Source organism: Lysinibacillus contaminans (genome assembly GCF_001278945.1).
In the GTDB taxonomy this organism is placed as follows: domain Bacteria; phylum Bacillota; class Bacilli; order Bacillales_A; family Planococcaceae; genus Lysinibacillus; species Lysinibacillus contaminans.
In genome coordinates this window covers 93,923-109,790 of the sequence record NZ_LGRV01000005.1, presented here as the reverse complement: position 1 = coordinate 109,790, position 15,868 = coordinate 93,923, and the positions used below count along the sequence as shown (strand labels likewise).

General features: G+C 37.9%; 14 protein-coding genes and 1 riboswitch. Of the genes, 1 reads left to right on the top strand and 13 read right to left on the bottom strand.

Going from position 1 to position 15,868, the window contains the following annotated elements; all coding sequences use genetic code 11:
* Nucleotides 1-8: 8 nt before the first annotated feature.
* The 11 genes from AEA09_RS15705 to AEA09_RS15655 form a co-directional block, all read right to left on the bottom strand.
* Nucleotides 9-584 carry a YdcF family protein gene (locus tag AEA09_RS15705; RefSeq protein WP_053584904.1) on the bottom strand — a complete coding sequence of 192 codons (576 nt, stop codon included), beginning with the start codon at nt 582-584 and terminating at the stop codon, nt 9-11.
* Nucleotides 585-718: 134 nt separating this feature from the next.
* Nucleotides 719-2,461, bottom strand: coding sequence for a methyl-accepting chemotaxis protein (locus AEA09_RS15700; protein WP_053584903.1), 1,743 nt, complete (start codon nt 2,459-2,461; stop codon nt 719-721).
* Nucleotides 2,462-2,662: 201 nt separating this feature from the next.
* Nucleotides 2,663-3,382 carry a YebC/PmpR family DNA-binding transcriptional regulator gene (locus tag AEA09_RS15695; RefSeq protein ID WP_053584902.1) on the bottom strand — a complete coding sequence of 240 codons (720 nt, stop codon included), beginning with the start codon at nt 3,380-3,382 and terminating at the stop codon, nt 2,663-2,665.
* Nucleotides 3,383-3,566: 184 nt separating this feature from the next.
* On the bottom strand, nt 3,567-4,031 hold the full coding sequence (locus tag AEA09_RS15690; RefSeq protein WP_053584901.1) for a low molecular weight protein-tyrosine-phosphatase: 465 nt from the start codon (nt 4,029-4,031) through the stop codon (nt 3,567-3,569).
* Nucleotides 4,032-4,149: 118 nt separating this feature from the next.
* Nucleotides 4,150-4,758 carry a lysophospholipid acyltransferase family protein gene (locus AEA09_RS15685; protein ID WP_053584900.1) on the bottom strand — a complete coding sequence of 203 codons (609 nt, stop codon included), beginning with the start codon at nt 4,756-4,758 and terminating at the stop codon, nt 4,150-4,152.
* A 79-nt stretch (nt 4,759-4,837) separates the two neighbouring features.
* Nucleotides 4,838-5,671, bottom strand: a complete 834-nt coding sequence (locus AEA09_RS15680) for a putative RNA methyltransferase (RefSeq protein ID WP_053584899.1) — start codon at nt 5,669-5,671, stop codon at nt 4,838-4,840.
* On the bottom strand, nt 5,671-7,050 hold the full coding sequence (locus AEA09_RS15675) for an MATE family efflux transporter (RefSeq protein WP_245622886.1): 1,380 nt from the start codon (nt 7,048-7,050) through the stop codon (nt 5,671-5,673). Before AEA09_RS15675 ends, AEA09_RS15680 begins: the two co-directional genes overlap by 1 nt.
* A gap of 101 nt (nt 7,051-7,151) precedes the next feature.
* Nucleotides 7,152-7,931, bottom strand: coding sequence for a tyrosine-protein phosphatase (locus AEA09_RS15670; RefSeq protein WP_053584898.1), 780 nt, complete (start codon nt 7,929-7,931; stop codon nt 7,152-7,154).
* A 172-nt stretch (nt 7,932-8,103) separates the two neighbouring features.
* Nucleotides 8,104-9,048 (bottom strand): ABC transporter substrate-binding protein, encoded by a 945-nt coding sequence (locus AEA09_RS15665; protein WP_082332702.1) that lies wholly within the window; start codon nt 9,046-9,048, stop codon nt 8,104-8,106.
* A 1-nt stretch (nt 9,049) separates the two neighbouring features.
* Nucleotides 9,050-9,592, bottom strand: coding sequence for a hypothetical protein (locus AEA09_RS15660; RefSeq protein ID WP_053585000.1), 543 nt, complete (start codon nt 9,590-9,592; stop codon nt 9,050-9,052).
* A gap of 238 nt (nt 9,593-9,830) precedes the next feature.
* Nucleotides 9,831-10,051: riboswitch (cobalamin riboswitch) on the bottom strand.
* A gap of 414 nt (nt 10,052-10,465) precedes the next feature.
* A complete protein-coding gene (locus AEA09_RS15655) occupies nt 10,466-11,014 on the bottom strand; it encodes a hypothetical protein (protein WP_053584896.1) in 549 nt (182 codons plus the stop codon).
* 108 nt (nt 11,015-11,122) lie between these two features.
* Between AEA09_RS15655 and ytvI the strand changes: the two genes are divergently transcribed.
* Complete coding sequence (gene ytvI / locus AEA09_RS15650; RefSeq protein WP_053584895.1) at nt 11,123-12,181, top strand: sporulation integral membrane protein YtvI; 1,059 nt, start codon at nt 11,123-11,125, stop codon at nt 12,179-12,181.
* 158 nt (nt 12,182-12,339) lie between these two features.
* Here ytvI and AEA09_RS15645 read toward each other — a convergent pair whose 3' ends face one another.
* Both AEA09_RS15645 and AEA09_RS15640 read right to left on the bottom strand, forming a co-directional pair.
* Nucleotides 12,340-13,461, bottom strand: coding sequence for a C40 family peptidase (locus AEA09_RS15645; RefSeq protein ID WP_245622885.1), 1,122 nt, complete (start codon nt 13,459-13,461; stop codon nt 12,340-12,342).
* 358 nt (nt 13,462-13,819) lie between these two features.
* A complete protein-coding gene (locus AEA09_RS15640) occupies nt 13,820-15,808 on the bottom strand; it encodes an ABC1 kinase family protein (RefSeq protein ID WP_053584894.1) in 1,989 nt (662 codons plus the stop codon).
* Nucleotides 15,809-15,868: the final 60 nt, after the last annotated feature.

Below are 15,868 nucleotides of genomic sequence, written 5' to 3'. Positions count from 1 at the left end.
ATCTATTTTTAATATCCCACTACATATGTTTTTAACAACGCGGCTCTTTCGCGTAGCCGCAGCTTTTCTTCAACTGATTTCGGTGTTCGAGCCGATACGACATCTACCTCTAAATCCAGCTTCCCCGCTAAATACTGTGCACGTGTTAAATGGAAATCACTCGAAATAATCGTCACACCCGTTTCCCCTTCAGGGAGTAACTTCTTCGAGAACGATAAATTCTCAAAAGTTGAGGTCGATGCATTTTCTTGTAGAACACGATCCGCTGCTATCCCTGCCTCCAGTAAATATGTTTGCATCAGTTCTGCCTCACTCACTGGCTCTTCTTTGCCTTGACCACCCGATACAATGACCTTCACATGTGGATACTGCTCCAAATAAGCTACAGCCGTCTCTAAGCGATATTGTAAAGACAAGCTCGGTTCTCCGTTTTCATTCACCTTCGCCCCGAGTACAATGGCATAAGCATTTGTGCCGTCTGCTTGTGGTTGCATTCCTCTTTCAAGTAGCGTACCAGACCAAAGATACAGGGTAATTCCTCCTATTAGTATTGCACCTGCAACACCCAACATTCCTTTCCTCATACACTCACCCCCAAGTATTTACAATAAGAAACGAAAAAAGCTTACACGAAGTTTCCTTTGTGTAAGCTTTGATCCGTAGACTTTATAAAAGGAGGTATCACATACTTGACATACGATACCCCCTATTCTTGTTTTTACCGTATAGTAAAGCGTTTTATGGATTCTTGTAATGTGTGAAGTTCATCTGTTAAATCATTCGATGATTCGCTGATCATTTGAATTGCGCGCTGCTGCTCGTCAACAGATGCTGTTACTTCTTCTGATGAAGCTGCATTTTTCTCACTAATCGTAGCAATACTTTCAATCGAGTACATCATCGTATCTTTTGAATTGTTTAAATAATCTACACCCGTAGTCATTTCCTCAATCGCAGAAATAATTTTCTTTACTGCCGATTCGATTTCCTTAAATGATAATTCTGTAATTGCTACAGAATTATTTTGTTCTTGGACAATTGCATGTGTTTTATGCATCTCGCCAGTCACTAAGTTCGTTTCACTTTCGATACCACGTAATGTTGTACGTACTAAATCTGTCGCCACCGATGTTTGATCGGCAAGTTTTCGCACTTCCTCAGCCACGACGGCAAATCCTTTACCATGTTCACCTGCACGCGCTGCTTCAATGGATGCATTTAACGCTAGCAAATTAGTTTGGTCTGAAATTTCATTAATAGTTCCTACGATTCCTTCAATTTCTCGTACTTTTACAATCAAACTATCAAATACTGTTTGCACATTATTAATAAGAGCAGATGATTGCTCTGACTTCTCTTTTAAAAGATCTAAGTTTACAAGACCTTCTTCATTAGATTGCTTCATCACTCGAGAAGATTCCAGCATCAATTCATTTTTATCATGCAAAATTACAATTTGTTGTGCAAAGTCAATGACCGTCAGATTTGTATCCTCAGCATCTGATGCCTGTTGGGTCGCTCCTCTAGAAACTTCCGTAATCGCTTTCACAATTTCATCACCATAGGCATTTGTTTCCTCGGCAACAGCCGTTAAGTTAGAAGACGTCGATTGAATTTCGACAATTGCTTCCTCTACATCAGTAATTAATGTTTTTAACTGATTGACCATGTCGTTAAAGCCTTCATTAAGTTGGCCAATTTCATCGGACCTTTGTAGATTTTCGATTTCTACAGTTAAATTACCTTTTGCGACTTCACGTACTCGTTTGGATAAACGAAGTACCGGTAATGCCAAATGTCTTGATACTAAAATAACAATAATCGTACCTATTATAATTGCTCCTAATAATGTCAGACTAATTAAAAATAGTAATGAGTTGGCCCCTTCATTGAAATCTTGCATGTACGTTCCCGATACGACAATCCAATCCCAATTCGGATCTAATTTCGAATAAATAATTTTATCTGCTAATACAGTTTGTCCCGGTAATTCAAATTCATATACCGTGTAACCCCCGCCCTCTAGTGCTCTAGCAGTTACTTCACGAATGAAATATTGACCACTACTGTCTTGGTCCTCCCATAGATTATCACCTTCACGTGTTGGATGCGTTGTTAACGTTCCCTCGTGGTCTAATATGTATAAATATCCATACTCACCCAAATCACCAGGGTAGTTAATAGGTCGTTTCCCCTCACTATCCTTTGGACCCAATAAGGCCTCGCGCACTCTTTCTTGTGCATCTTCTAAAGTAATGTCGCCTCTCTCAACACTTTCATTAGTAACTTCAATTAATTGCATAGCAGATTCTACACTATTTAAAAGAACTTGCTCCCCGATATCTTCCATACCTGTTTTTGCTTTTTCATAACTTACTATCCCAATAATTAAACTTGGCACGATTAATAATGCCATAGAAATGATTATAAGTTTCCCCTGTATAGAACGTAAAAATTTCATAGTTTAACACCCCTTTTTTATCTAAATTCACAAATTCTACTAATATGTATATTATGGTATGGTTTGAATATTTACACAATGGGTAAATCACAATTCCTTCGTAAATTCTTTACTTCACTTAAAAACAAGTTACTTTATCTATTTTTTCAATAAAAAAACCAGTAGCCTGTATCAGCTACTGGAATTCCTCTTTTCTAAAAATCATTCTCCAAAATCAGCATTGTGGTAGACATTTTGCACATCATCTAAATCTTCTAATGCATCAATTAATTTTTCAAACTTTGCAATGTCATCACCTGTTAAAGTAACTTCAGTTTGTGGAAGCATTGAAAGCTCTGCTACTTTGAATTCTTCTACACCTGCAGCTTTAAGTGCTTCTTGTGCAGCAAATAATTGATCCGGTTCTGCATAAACGATCACTGTCTCTTCTTCTTCAAGAATGTCACGAGCGTCTACATCAGCTTCCATTAAAATTTCAAGAACTTCATCGGCAGTCTTACCTTCTAAACCGATAACTGCTGTTGAATCAAACATGTACGCAACTGATCCACTTACACCCATGTTGCCATTGTTTTTACCGAAGGCTGCGCGTACATCAGATGCAGTACGGTTTACGTTGTTAGTTAATGCATCTACGATCAGCATTGTGCCTGCTGGTCCGAAACCTTCGTAACGTAATTCATCGAAGTTTTCATCGCCGCCGCCTTTTGCTTTTTCAATTGCTTTTTCAATGATATGCTTTGGTACGCTATATGTTTTTGCACGTTCAAGAACTACTTTAAGAGCACGGTTTGATTCTGGATCTGGTTCGCCTGATTTAGCTGCTACATAAATTTCACGACCGAATTTTGCATTTATACGGCTCGTGCTTTGGTCTTTAGACGCCTTCTTTTCTTTAATATTGTTCCACTTACGACCCATGATTTTCCACTCTCTTTCAAGTTAATTTATTATAATAATTGATAGACAACAATAAATGGTATTTAAATACTGTAGTATTATACACTACTTCAACACGAAAAAAAAAGAAGAATAATACATACGCATGACCTCTTCCTCTTTTTTCCTTATAACTATTGGGTGTTAAATGGTTCGCTACCTTTAATTATAACTTGTACTCTTGTTTAATTTTTTGCAATAACGCCTGACAACCTTCTACTACCAAATCATAAGTTTCTTGAAAATCACCTGTATAGTATGGGTCAGGTACATCTTTTTTAAGATTAGTTAAATCTAAGAAGCGAAAAATCTTCAATGAATTAGGATTTCCAAGTATCGTGTTGATGTTACGAATATTGCTTTCATCCATACCCACTATATAATCGTATTGTTCAAAATCGTCCTTCTTCAATTGACGCGCTTTCATCCCTGTCGTTGATATACCGTATTCTCGTAGTTTTTCTTGCGTGCCACGGTGCGGTGGTTCCCCAATATGGTTGGTACTTGTCGCAGCTGAATCTATTTCGATTTTGTCACTTAAATGTTCTTGTTCCACTAAATCACGCATTATCGCTTCTGCCATTGGTGATCTACAAATATTTCCCAAACAAACAAAAAGTACACGAATCATTATTTTTCCTCCTACGATTATTTTCGCCTTCGCGTAATTCAGCAAGCGTTTGTGACACCTACTGAAAAAAGATCGAATATAAAACACTCAAAATCACATTGATTTTGAGTGTTATTATTTACTTCTTTTGATCAGCAATACGCTGATGTAATTCTTCGGTTAATCTTAAAAGTTCAGCTTCCAAATGATGCGTAAATTCTTCACGACCTTCTTTCCCTTTACCTGTTACGTAAAACGGTTCGCCGTAAATCAAATACCCTTTGTTACGCTTTAGAACATCACCAACTGAACTTGCACCGACATAAGCAGCTGGAACGATTTGCGATTTCGAAAGTTGCGCAATCGTAATGGCCCCTTGTTTCAAATCCGTTCCTTCTGCGTTACGTGTACCAGATGGGAAAATCCCAACAATTTTCCCTTCCTTCAGCAATTGTGTAGGTATCTTAATAACACTTGGTCCTGGGTTATCCCGGTCTACCGGAAATGCATTCAAACGATTAATTAACCAGCCAAGACTTTTCATATCGAACAATTGTTTTTTTGCCATAAAGTGAATTTCACGCGGATAGACGGAAATACCTAAATTTAAAATATCAACATAGCCGGTATGTGTACATGCAATAATAAACCCGCCATCTTTCGGCAAGTTTTGTTCTTCATATACACGAGCTTTTGAACCAGATAACTTTAAAATTGCTTTCACAATGTTAGCTGCTAATTTATACACTGTCGCATTCCTACCTTATACTTTGATTAACACCATTGTAATCGAAAATACCATTACACTGCAATTACAGTAATACTTCTCACATTCTACCCACCAAAATGTCTAAATCAATCGTTATTTCTGTAAGTGTTATTTCTTTACCTTCTGTCTTATGCCAGCCCATTGGTGTCATTTCAAGCAACGCTGGTAAAAGCTCCACAGCAAGTGGCACAGTATACGTGACACGCTCCACTGTCACATCTGCAAAGCTTTCCTTAAAGCGTTCAACTGTTTGTGCGTTAGAATACGTTTCCTTTTCAGATTCCGCATAAAGTTGCGTGCGAAGCTCTTGTAAATAGCCACTTTGCGGGACAACCTTAACCACACAGCCATCTGGTGTTAATAGTCGCTTAAATTCCTCATAATTCGCTGGCGATAAAATATTCAAAATTGCATCAAAGCTCTCTTCTGCATATGGACTTTTCGCCAAGTCACCAACACACCAAATTTGCTCATTGTAATGACGTGCCGCCGCTAAAATCCCTTCTTTAGCAATATCAATGCCAACTCCAATAGCTCCTTCAAGTTGCGCCATAATGCGTGCTAAATGAGATCCTTCACCGCAACCTGTATCCAATACAGTTTTTACACCAGCGATTTTCTCTGCAATTTTCCCCTCTAGTAAATCATATAATCCACTATCTATAATGGCCTTTCTTGATTCGAATAATTCCTTACTATATTTTGAAGAAGCTGCATGCGTCATCATATTCACGTAGCCTTGCTTGGCAACGTCAAAAGAATGATTTGCCGTACAAACAAGGCTACCTTGTTCACGTACTTGCATTTTCGATGTACAAATCGGGCAGGCAAATAACGTAATATTTTCGTTCATCAATGCCGCCCCTGCAGCTCTTTTGGATAATGCGCCCACTATTTTGCCTCCTTTTGTTCTGTTGAAGGAACGAGTGCATATCGCTCCCATTTCCGGCTTTTCCATCTAAAGTATACGATAATTGCACGCACCCATTCATCTGCTGAGATAGCTAGCCAAATGCCGATTAATCCCCAGTCTAACACGAAGACAAAGAAATAACCGAGAGGCAAACTCATGCATACCATCGATAGAAACCCTATCTTCACAGGGAATCTGGCATCTCCAGACGCTCGTAAGGAATTAATGACAACGATATTCATAGTACGTCCTGTTTCGAGTAAAATACTTAGTGCCAATACAGAAGCACCAATTTTAATAACCTCTAGATTATCAGTAAACATACCCATTAACGGCTTTCTGAAAATCATCACAACAATCACCATTGTAATCGTAAAGATAAATGCCGCACGTACACTCAACCAAAGTTGCTGATACGCTTCCTCCTTTTTGCCAGCGCCGACAAAACGTCCAATTATAATCGCTGTTCCCATTCCAATCGCCATGGCAAATAGGTATGTAAACATTGAAATATTCATCGCATATTGTCTTGCAGCTAGCGCTTCTGCACCTAAATAAGTCGCATAATATAAAAACACAATTTGGCAAAACTGATACAATACCTGTTCAAATGCTGATGGTAGGCCAATATTTAAAATTTTCCGTACATATTCCTTTGAATACGTAAAGTAATATTCTAGCTTCAAGTGCACTTCCATGACCTGATATAGTAGCCAAAAGAACACGAGTACCGCTAGTGCTCTACTAATTACAGAAGAAATAGCCGCCCCCTGTACACCTAGCTCTGGTAAACCTAAGTTACCGAAAATCAAACCATAGTTCAACACAACATGTAATATGTTCATGCCAAGTGACACGTACATCGTCTGCTTCGTCCAACCATGTACACGAATAACTGCTGCCAGCGCATTAATGATTGCCTGCAAAAATATGAAACTACCGATAATCACTAAATAGCTTTGCGCATGTACAAGCACTTCACCTTTTAAATTCATCATCGTCATTACATGACTTGAACCAAAGAAGAACACCATGCTCATAATCAACCCAACTGCTAAATTCATTGTGACAGCCAATGCGGAAATCCGCGCCGCCTCAAAATAACGCCTTGAGCCTAAATACTGCGACACCACAATCGCAGCACCATTACCAACCACTTCAAGAATTAAAATTGCAATATGAATATATTGATTGGCTGCGCCGACACCCGATACGGCATCATCTGATAATGCACTGAGCATGAACGTATCTGCTAGTCCCATTAACATAAATAAAAAAACTTCTAAGAAGATCGGCCATGTTAAGTGAAATAAACTTAACTGTCCGTCCCCTTTTTTCTTTATGACTGCATCAGTCAACTTACGTCACTTCTTCCTTCTTTGAGTGAAAACACACTGTATCTTATCATATTTCTCGCAAAAAAATATCCCTTCCCACATATTTGAGGGAAGGAATAGGACTAACTTAAGCAATATGCTTGTAACTGCTCACGTTTCTCTTTTGTCAGGGCAAATTCTTGCTCTAAAAATGTTGCCTTTGAGCCATAACGTACATCCATTTCATTAAAAGCTGCCTGTAAATAATCTTCTCTGGCAGACATTAATGCATGAAATTGTTGTAATTCTTTATCATTAAAATCATGTTGAATAGCTTGTGTCATACGCTCTACCATTGGACGGAGGTGAATATTCGTATCTAAATAATCCTGCATGATTGTCTCCTCAGGTACATCAAGCGCCAATAAAATCAATGCACCACCTATGCCTGTACGGTCTTTCCCTACTGCACAATGATGGACAAGGCCTAAGTTTTCAGGTTGTTGAATCGTCGCCATAAGTGCTTTAAACGAAGCATTATTAAACGGCATTTGCGCATAAAAATCTCGGAACATATCTGGATTAATGACTTTGTAAAAATTCTGGCGACCCATTGTTTTTTCAGCATTTGTCGGCATTTCAAAAGCATGGTTGCCCTTTGCCGGAATTTGAATATACTTCGTGTTCAAAAATATTGGATTCGGATTACTTTGGGCTTCATGGTCGTCCCGGTAATCAAAAATTGTTTTAATCCCTAACGTTTCAAATTGCTCTTTATCTGCCGTTGTCATCTTACCAAGAGCTGCCGAGCGGTAAAACAAGCCATCCTTTACAAAACGACCATCCTTTGTCTTGTATCCACCCATATCACGGAAATTATAGACTGCCTCAAACGGAATAACCTGCATGTCAAATTGTCTCATCCATTACGCCTCCCTTGTTTTAGCAACCACCTAACTTCCATTTTATAGAATACAAAGATAGAATACCAATTTTCACACTAGGCAAGCTCTTCGCGAGGATTATGCTTTTCACAATCAAATGCGCAGTAAAAAAGTCGCCTCAGTAATTGAGACGACTTCCTACAACATTTAATTATTGAAATAATTCAGGGTAGACAGCTTTAGCTACTAGCTCAACTGCTTCACCAATACGTGGACCTGGACGAGATAATGTATCTTGATCTAATGAAAATACTTGTTTATTTTGGACAGCTTGTATTGTGTTCCAGCCATTACGACCTAAGACTTCTTCTACTACACCTTTATCACCCATGCTAGGTACTAATATAACTTCAGGGTTCTTCGCAATGATATTTTCTTCAGAAACTTGTGGCCATCCTGGTAAATCGCTAAATACATTGATTACATTAGCAGCATCTAAAATCTCTTGTTGGAACGTATCTCCTCCAACCGTATAAATGCTAGGTGATGGACTAACTTCATAGTATGCATTTTTTGGTGTTTCTACTTCTTTTACTTTTTCTTGTACATCAGCAATTTTCGCTTTAATTTCTTTATTTAACTGCTCACCTTTATCTTCAACACCCATTACTGTTGCAAGCTGCTCGATGTCGCCATAAACGTCTTCAAAAGATGTTGCTGATTGAATGACGAATACTTTTACGCCAGCATCTTCAAGTACCTTCAGTGCATCTTTTTCACCAATTGTATAGGCAATAACTACATCTGGGTTCAATTCTAAAATACGTTCACTGTTAAATACCATCGAATCTGAAACACGTTCGATTTCCAACGCTTCTGCTGGGTACGTATCATAATCAGTTGCACCAACGATTTTATCGCCAACACCTAATGCAAATAAAATCTCTGTGTTACTAGGTTGTAATGAAACAACTGTTTTTGGTACTGCATCAAACGCTACTTCTACCCCACGATCATCCTTCACTTTATAGCCTGACTCATCACTTTGTGCACCTTGTGAATCCTCTTTTGTTTTTTCATCTGCTGTACCACAGCCTACAAGTAAAAGTGCAAGCATTAATACTGAAAGCCATTTGAAATTAAATATTTTTTTCAATTTAGACATTCTCCTTCTTCTTTTTCATTGGGTAAGACTTACTTATAAACGGAATTTCTGCAAGGCCTGCTTGTTGATTCATGTATACAGCCATAACAAAAAATACATTTGCCAGTAGACCTAAATAATCAAACAGAATTTCTGGTACTTCTCGTTCCTCGGAAACTTTATGGAGCGCACGATAAGATTTTTTGGCCTCGCTACGACATAAGTGCAATGCTGCTGCCGCTTCCGTACCCTGCGGTAACACAAAGTTTTGGATCTCTTCTTTTACATGACTCACATAGAAATCATAACGACTACTTAACCAAGCTAAATCCTCGTCAGTAACTGCTAATTTTCCACGTACCGAACCATTGACATGATAAGCCATAGGTAAAATTTCAAGCAGATCTTCTTTTACTACTTCGACTGCTTCCTTTTTTACTGCTACAAGTGCCACACCAGCATGCGTCGTTAAGCAGTCTGTACGAATTTCAAAGTCGACAGTCGCTACTTTTTCACGCATGAATGGATAACAAGAATAGCGTGCATCTTTTTTCAAATCTAGGTCCCCTCTTTCTACTATGAAGATATTCTTGCTGCTATAAGACTCTATACATTTCGATAAGCTCATTTGTGCATCAAATGTTTGGAGTGCGACGAGAATGCCATATACCAATAAAAAAGCCATAAAAAAAGCGCTCCTCTTCGAAAAGGAACGACGAAAATAGCATAATTGATCACGCCATATAACGCTCAATATGTATTTGCCGTATATCCTCCTATCTCCCGAAGAGTGCTTATACGCTCAAATAAAGGTCGGTCTCCTGGCTTGTGCAGCTTACTACAATAATTTTGTAGCAAAATCATAAGCGCCTTCCCATCTAGTAGAAGCATTTTTCTTCTTTCGACAGTGGCATTTCTCTTACTTCATCTGCACTTACAGTTGCGGAAACAGCTTCGGCCTTACACCGAATTCCCGATTATGCTAATAGCTAGCCCCTTTATTCTGCAAGAATTATTCACTTGTTAAGCAGTTTATCATAAATCCATACCTAATAGTAGTTGAAAGATTAAGAAAACAAGTAAACACTCTCACTATAGCAACCAGTTATCTGTTGCTAAACACAGAAAATCCCGCATTATGTACTCAATAAATCGCTATCGACAAAACTCAATGTTCGTTACTTATAAAAACACTTACAACTACGTATATTTTGTATCTCATTCATCAAATCTACCATATTATATATCAATCAAATTCCCCTTGGCCTATTTGCATCAATAAGGCTTTAGCTTCGTCCAGTCGACGTTTGTATACTCACTGAAAAAAAGCTAATTCCGCATTTTTCTCACCACCTATAGCCGTGGGAGCCTTCTACTGAATCAAGATAAATATTTTCTCCTCCTATAGAAAAACAGCCGTCCTCGACATTTAACGAAGGGCTGTCTTGTACTTCTTTTGGTATTGAATATCTTGCTCTTTTTGGATTAAATCTTGTGCAATACTCAATAGCTTTATATCGCCTGTTGCATCAAACAAATTTTTGAAGGATACTATAATATCATAGCGAATAAGCGTTGGATGTTTTTCACCGACACATGTATGGAATCGCTTCGCTAAATGCGAAACAACTAAATCCCTTTGCACCTGTCCAGCTAATCCAATACGCCAAATAGACTGCAAACTATGCCTTGCTGTCACCGTTTTTTCATCATAGGTTACAGCCCAAATTTTCATAAAATCTTCTAATACACGTTCCTCAGGATCACTTTTTGCCGCTAAAGCACATAAAAACTGTGCTGATTGTGCGCGTGAGTGCGCATTTTTATATGTAAGTGCTTTAATAAGTTGCTCCCAGACTGAATATGTCCAATCTACAGGTTCCTTCACAATTTTCATTAACTCTTCAAACGATTCAAATTGAATATCACGGTCATGCTCTGTCAATTTGCTAAAAAGTTGCAAAATTTCTTTTTCCATTATCCATCCCTACCTTTAATTCTTTCAGAACGCCATAATTTCATGAAAAATTTATGTTACACTTAATATATACTTTATTATTAAACTTTTTTATAAGCAGGTGAGCTTTTGAATCGAACAATTGCAAGAAAAACGATTTTCCGAACTCTTGTTATAATCGGTCTAATTATTGCAGGGTATTTCATTATACCTGTTTCGGTACCAATTATTCTGGCTGGCATTACTGCATTTTTATTAGAACCTATTGTTATGTTTTTTAAACGCAAATGGAAAATGTCACGTAAAATAGCTGTCGCGGTCATTTATTTAGTAAGTGCAGTATTTATCTCTGTTATGTGTTACTTTACTATTACACAGTTAATGTCGCAAATTATTTCCATTTCTAAACAAACACCTTACTATATTTCAAAGCTATCAGACATGTGGCTACAAATGCAGGGACACATTTCACAATTCACCGAAGACTTTCCAACTGAAGTACGAACTTCACTTCAAAATACAACATCAGATTTTGTCAAAAAGGTAGAAGAATCCTTTTTAAGCTTCTTTAATTATAACAAAGTTACGAGCTTCCTTGCAGAAATTCCAAGCCTTTTTATTAGTCTTCTCGTTTATATGATTGCTCTATTTTTATTTATGCTTGATTTACCGAAATTAAAACGTATTGTCTATAAATATTTAAAACCAACGACCGCAAACAAGATGAAAATCATCACAACCCGTTTAAAAGATGCATTTTTCGGTTTTATGAAAGCGCAAGTGCTCGTTAGTTTTATCATTGGTGCGGTTGCACTTATCGGGCTATTCATCATTCAACCAAAATATGCGATTACTATGGCAATTATAATTTGGATTATTGATGTCATCCCTTTCCTCGGCTCTATTATCATTTTAGCACCTTGGGGAACTTATCATTTATTAATGGGCCATACTTCGCTAGCTATTAAATTATTTATCTTAGCTACTATTCTACTCATTATTCGTCGAACAGTCGAACCAAAGGTCATGGGTGCCCATATTGGCTTATCCCCTTTACCTACCCTAATTGCAATGTTCGTTGGATTACAGTTGTTTGGAATCGTCGGTTTACTGATTGGTCCATTTATCATCATTTTGTATTTTGCTTTAAAAGAAACTGGCATTATTAAATTAAACTTCAAGATTTAGCATTATCTATTACGCGAAAGCGAAGTTGCGTTCGGGGGTATTAGCTTCATTCAGTTAGTATTTGAACGCCGACTGAATAAAATCAAAAAGGTCATCTTTGTAGGAGTGAACTACAAAGATGACCTTTTTATATAGACTGTGAAGTTACTAATAGTTTATTAAATACGACCGAAGCCTACTAAATATTTGTTCCACCAATCTAGTGATTCAATAACGACACCTTTATTTTGCGCGTCAATCATCGTGTTGTTACCTAAGTAAATCCCTACATGTGCTACACCTGAGCCATAGCTGAAGAATACTAAGTCACCAACACGTGCTTCACTTGCTGAAATACGTTGCGTTGCTAAATATTGCTGTGATGCTGTACGAGGTAATGATACCCCTGCTTGTTTGTAAGCCCACTGCACAAGACCCGAGCAGTCAAATCCAGTTGTTGGATTGTTACCGCCCCATACATAAGAACGACCTAAAAATTGCTTCGCTGTTGAAATAGCATCACCTGAAGAAGCAGTACCTGTACCTGAACCAACAACGATTGTTTGTGGTTTACCGTTTTTCGTTGTTTGCACGACTGGTGTAGCTGTTTGAAGTGCACGAAGTCGAGCCGCTTCCTCTTCAGCTGCTTTACGCGCTGCTTCTAAGCGTTCTTCTTCTTGCTTCGATGCAATTTGCGCTTGTAATGCAAGTGATTTTGCTTCATTCTCAGCTTTTTTCACTTCCATTTCACTTTCAGCTTGTTGAAGCTCTTGGAATTGCTTTTGTAATTCTTGTTGTTTTTCGTCTAATGTAGCTTTTTGTACCTTTAAATTTGCTTGATCTGCTTCTTGCTGATCTACTAATTCTTGGTCAGCGTCCATTAATGTTTTTACCGCTACGACACGGTCCATTAAATCCGCAAAGCTTTTTGCTTCAAGTACTACACTTAAGTAAACACCCATTGTATTATCTTGTGCTTGGTATGCAGCCATACGATCACTTAAAATTGCTGTGCGTTGCTCAATGCGTTTTTCTGTTTCAACAATACTTGCATCTACTTCTTGAATATCTGCTTGTACTTGATTGAACACTTTAACCTTCGCATCCATATCTTTTTGAAGCTGCGTTAACTCCGCTTCTAAATTTTTTACTTCTGCATCTATTTGTGCTTTCTTCTCAATCATTTGTTGAGACGTTTCTTCTGCTTGTACTTGGATCGGTTGAACTGTATTAAATAATAAGCCGCCTGCTAAAGCTAGTGCTAACACCATCGACTTACGCCATTTGTTACGCTTACCCACGAATACTCATACCCCTTCAAACATTAATTTCGCTCTTCGTATTCCTGTATGTAATCACTTGAACGATAGTTTTATATTGTTATTTTCCTATATTTTATATTAGCCAATAGTTAGTTTAGCATTTGCTCCATAACTTTTATACCAAATTGCACATTTTTAATAGTTTAGTAAAACTTGAAATATTTCTGTAATATTATCGAAAACGCGCATTTATTCTCTATTAAGTGCGCAATATCCTACAAATAACCAGTTATATCTACAACAAAACTGATTTATTCCTATAATTTGTAATGTTTATGTAATATACGGATTTTATTTATGCCGAAATAAAAAGAAGGCAAGGGAAAGAATCCCTTACCTATTGTTTCATTGAGCGTATGGCTTGAATCGATAGTCTCACTAATAGAATTGCACATAAGAACAATCCTAAATAGGCCGCTGTATTCAAGTACACTGCATATACATCTTGAATGAATTGAGAAATCGCTAAAAGTGCGACTGATATAATACCGAAAGTTATACCAACGAGTAATAAGACAAACCGCGCAAACAATTGAGTAATAAAGCGTGAATTATGCTCGTCTGAAAAAATATCATGATGTAAGATTATTTTCCCGCTTTCCACTCGCTGAATTAGCTGATCAACACGTCTTGGCATTTTTCTTAAGGTTGGTATTATCATCGACAACTCTTCTTGCAAGCGTTCCTTAGTCTCCCTCGGTTCCTTAAACGGCCTTAAAAAGGATGCACGCAAGTACGACGAAGAAAATTCTTTCGCTTCAGTAAAAATATCAAACTTCGCATCGATTACCCGTAATGTTCCATCCAAAGTAACGAGCGATCGTAACGCTAACCCAACAGCTGGATAGAATGCAAGCCCAAAATCACGGACAACAGTAAATAACGAATATATCAATTCTTCGGTCGGAATTCTCTCCACATACGAAATTTTCAGCAGTATTTGATCTATTGCCTGTTCTATTTTGGCACGTTCTGCAAGATCGGTATTTTCAACTAGTAGCATTAAACCATCATATAAGATACCTGAATCATTTTGATGGATACCCATTAAAAACAGTTTCAATCCCTCTTGCTGCGTTGCACCTAAACGGCCTACCGCACCGAAATCAAGAAGGATTGGCGTACCGTCTCGCCCATCGATAAAAATGTTGCCTGGATGTGGGTCAGCATGGAATATCCCAGAAAATAGCATTTGTTCGAAAAATGAATATAGCACGGTTCTCGCAAAGTCTCTTGGGTCTACCTGTAATCGTCTAAATTCCGATGTTCCTTCCGCCACACTTTTCCCGTGCACATATTCCATCACGATAATATCTTCATCACAATACTGAGTGTAAATCTTCGGAATACGAACCTTGTAATCACTTTTTGCCATTGCATTTGTCACCTGTACTGTATTACGCACTTCAATATCTAAATGAATTTCCTCTCGTAGCCCGTCCGCAAATCCTCCTGCAAGTTCTCGAAATCCTAAAGATTCTGCCCATGTCGATTTGCTCGTAAACCAGTTCGCAAATTCCTCTAATATATCTAAATCATCACGCATAATTCCCTTCACTTCGGGACGCAGTAACTTCACAACGACTTCATCATAATTTTTCAGTCGTGCTTTATGTACTTGTCCGATTGAAGCTGCTGCAAGGGGTTCCATCTGGAATGTAGCAAATATATCATTTATATCTTTGGGTAGTGAATGTTCCAAAATGTTTGTAACCTGGTCACTTGGTAAAGGCTTTACACTTTGTTGCAGGCGCTCTAATTCTTCGATAAACACCGGAGAAAATAGTTCTTTACGTGTCGATAACACCTGTCCGAATTTGATAAATATTCCACCACATTGCTCTAGCGTAGTACGTAAAGCAATGGCTAGCTCCTTCTCATTTTCACGTTGACGAGCATATTTAATCGTTTGTACAACGCCATTTGTAACGGCAATTCTCAATACCTGACGTAGTCGCTTTTGCTGGCGCCAATAACTACGCATACGGAGTAATAATGATTTTTGGCCGTTGCGACGTTCTCCGCCCGAAATACCTATCGGATCAAATAACTCAAACACTAAATACAACAACATGGAAATAAGGAGCATACTCCCTACCCATATGAGCGTGCTGACTTCTGTTACCATGTCCATCATTGTTCCTGATAGAAAATTCGTATGTCGTAAATACGAATACCAATAGACGAAAGATGTAAGAATCACACTAATGATAACCGATAGCACACGACGTACAAAGTTAATGTTCGAACCAATTAATCGGCCACTGACAAAATAAATAAAACCTGAAACGATTAATAGTTGAATGAGAAATTTTATATAAATCAACAGCGTCACCCCCGTTGTCTCTTCCTAATATTGCAAGTATACCAAATTCACATTCATATT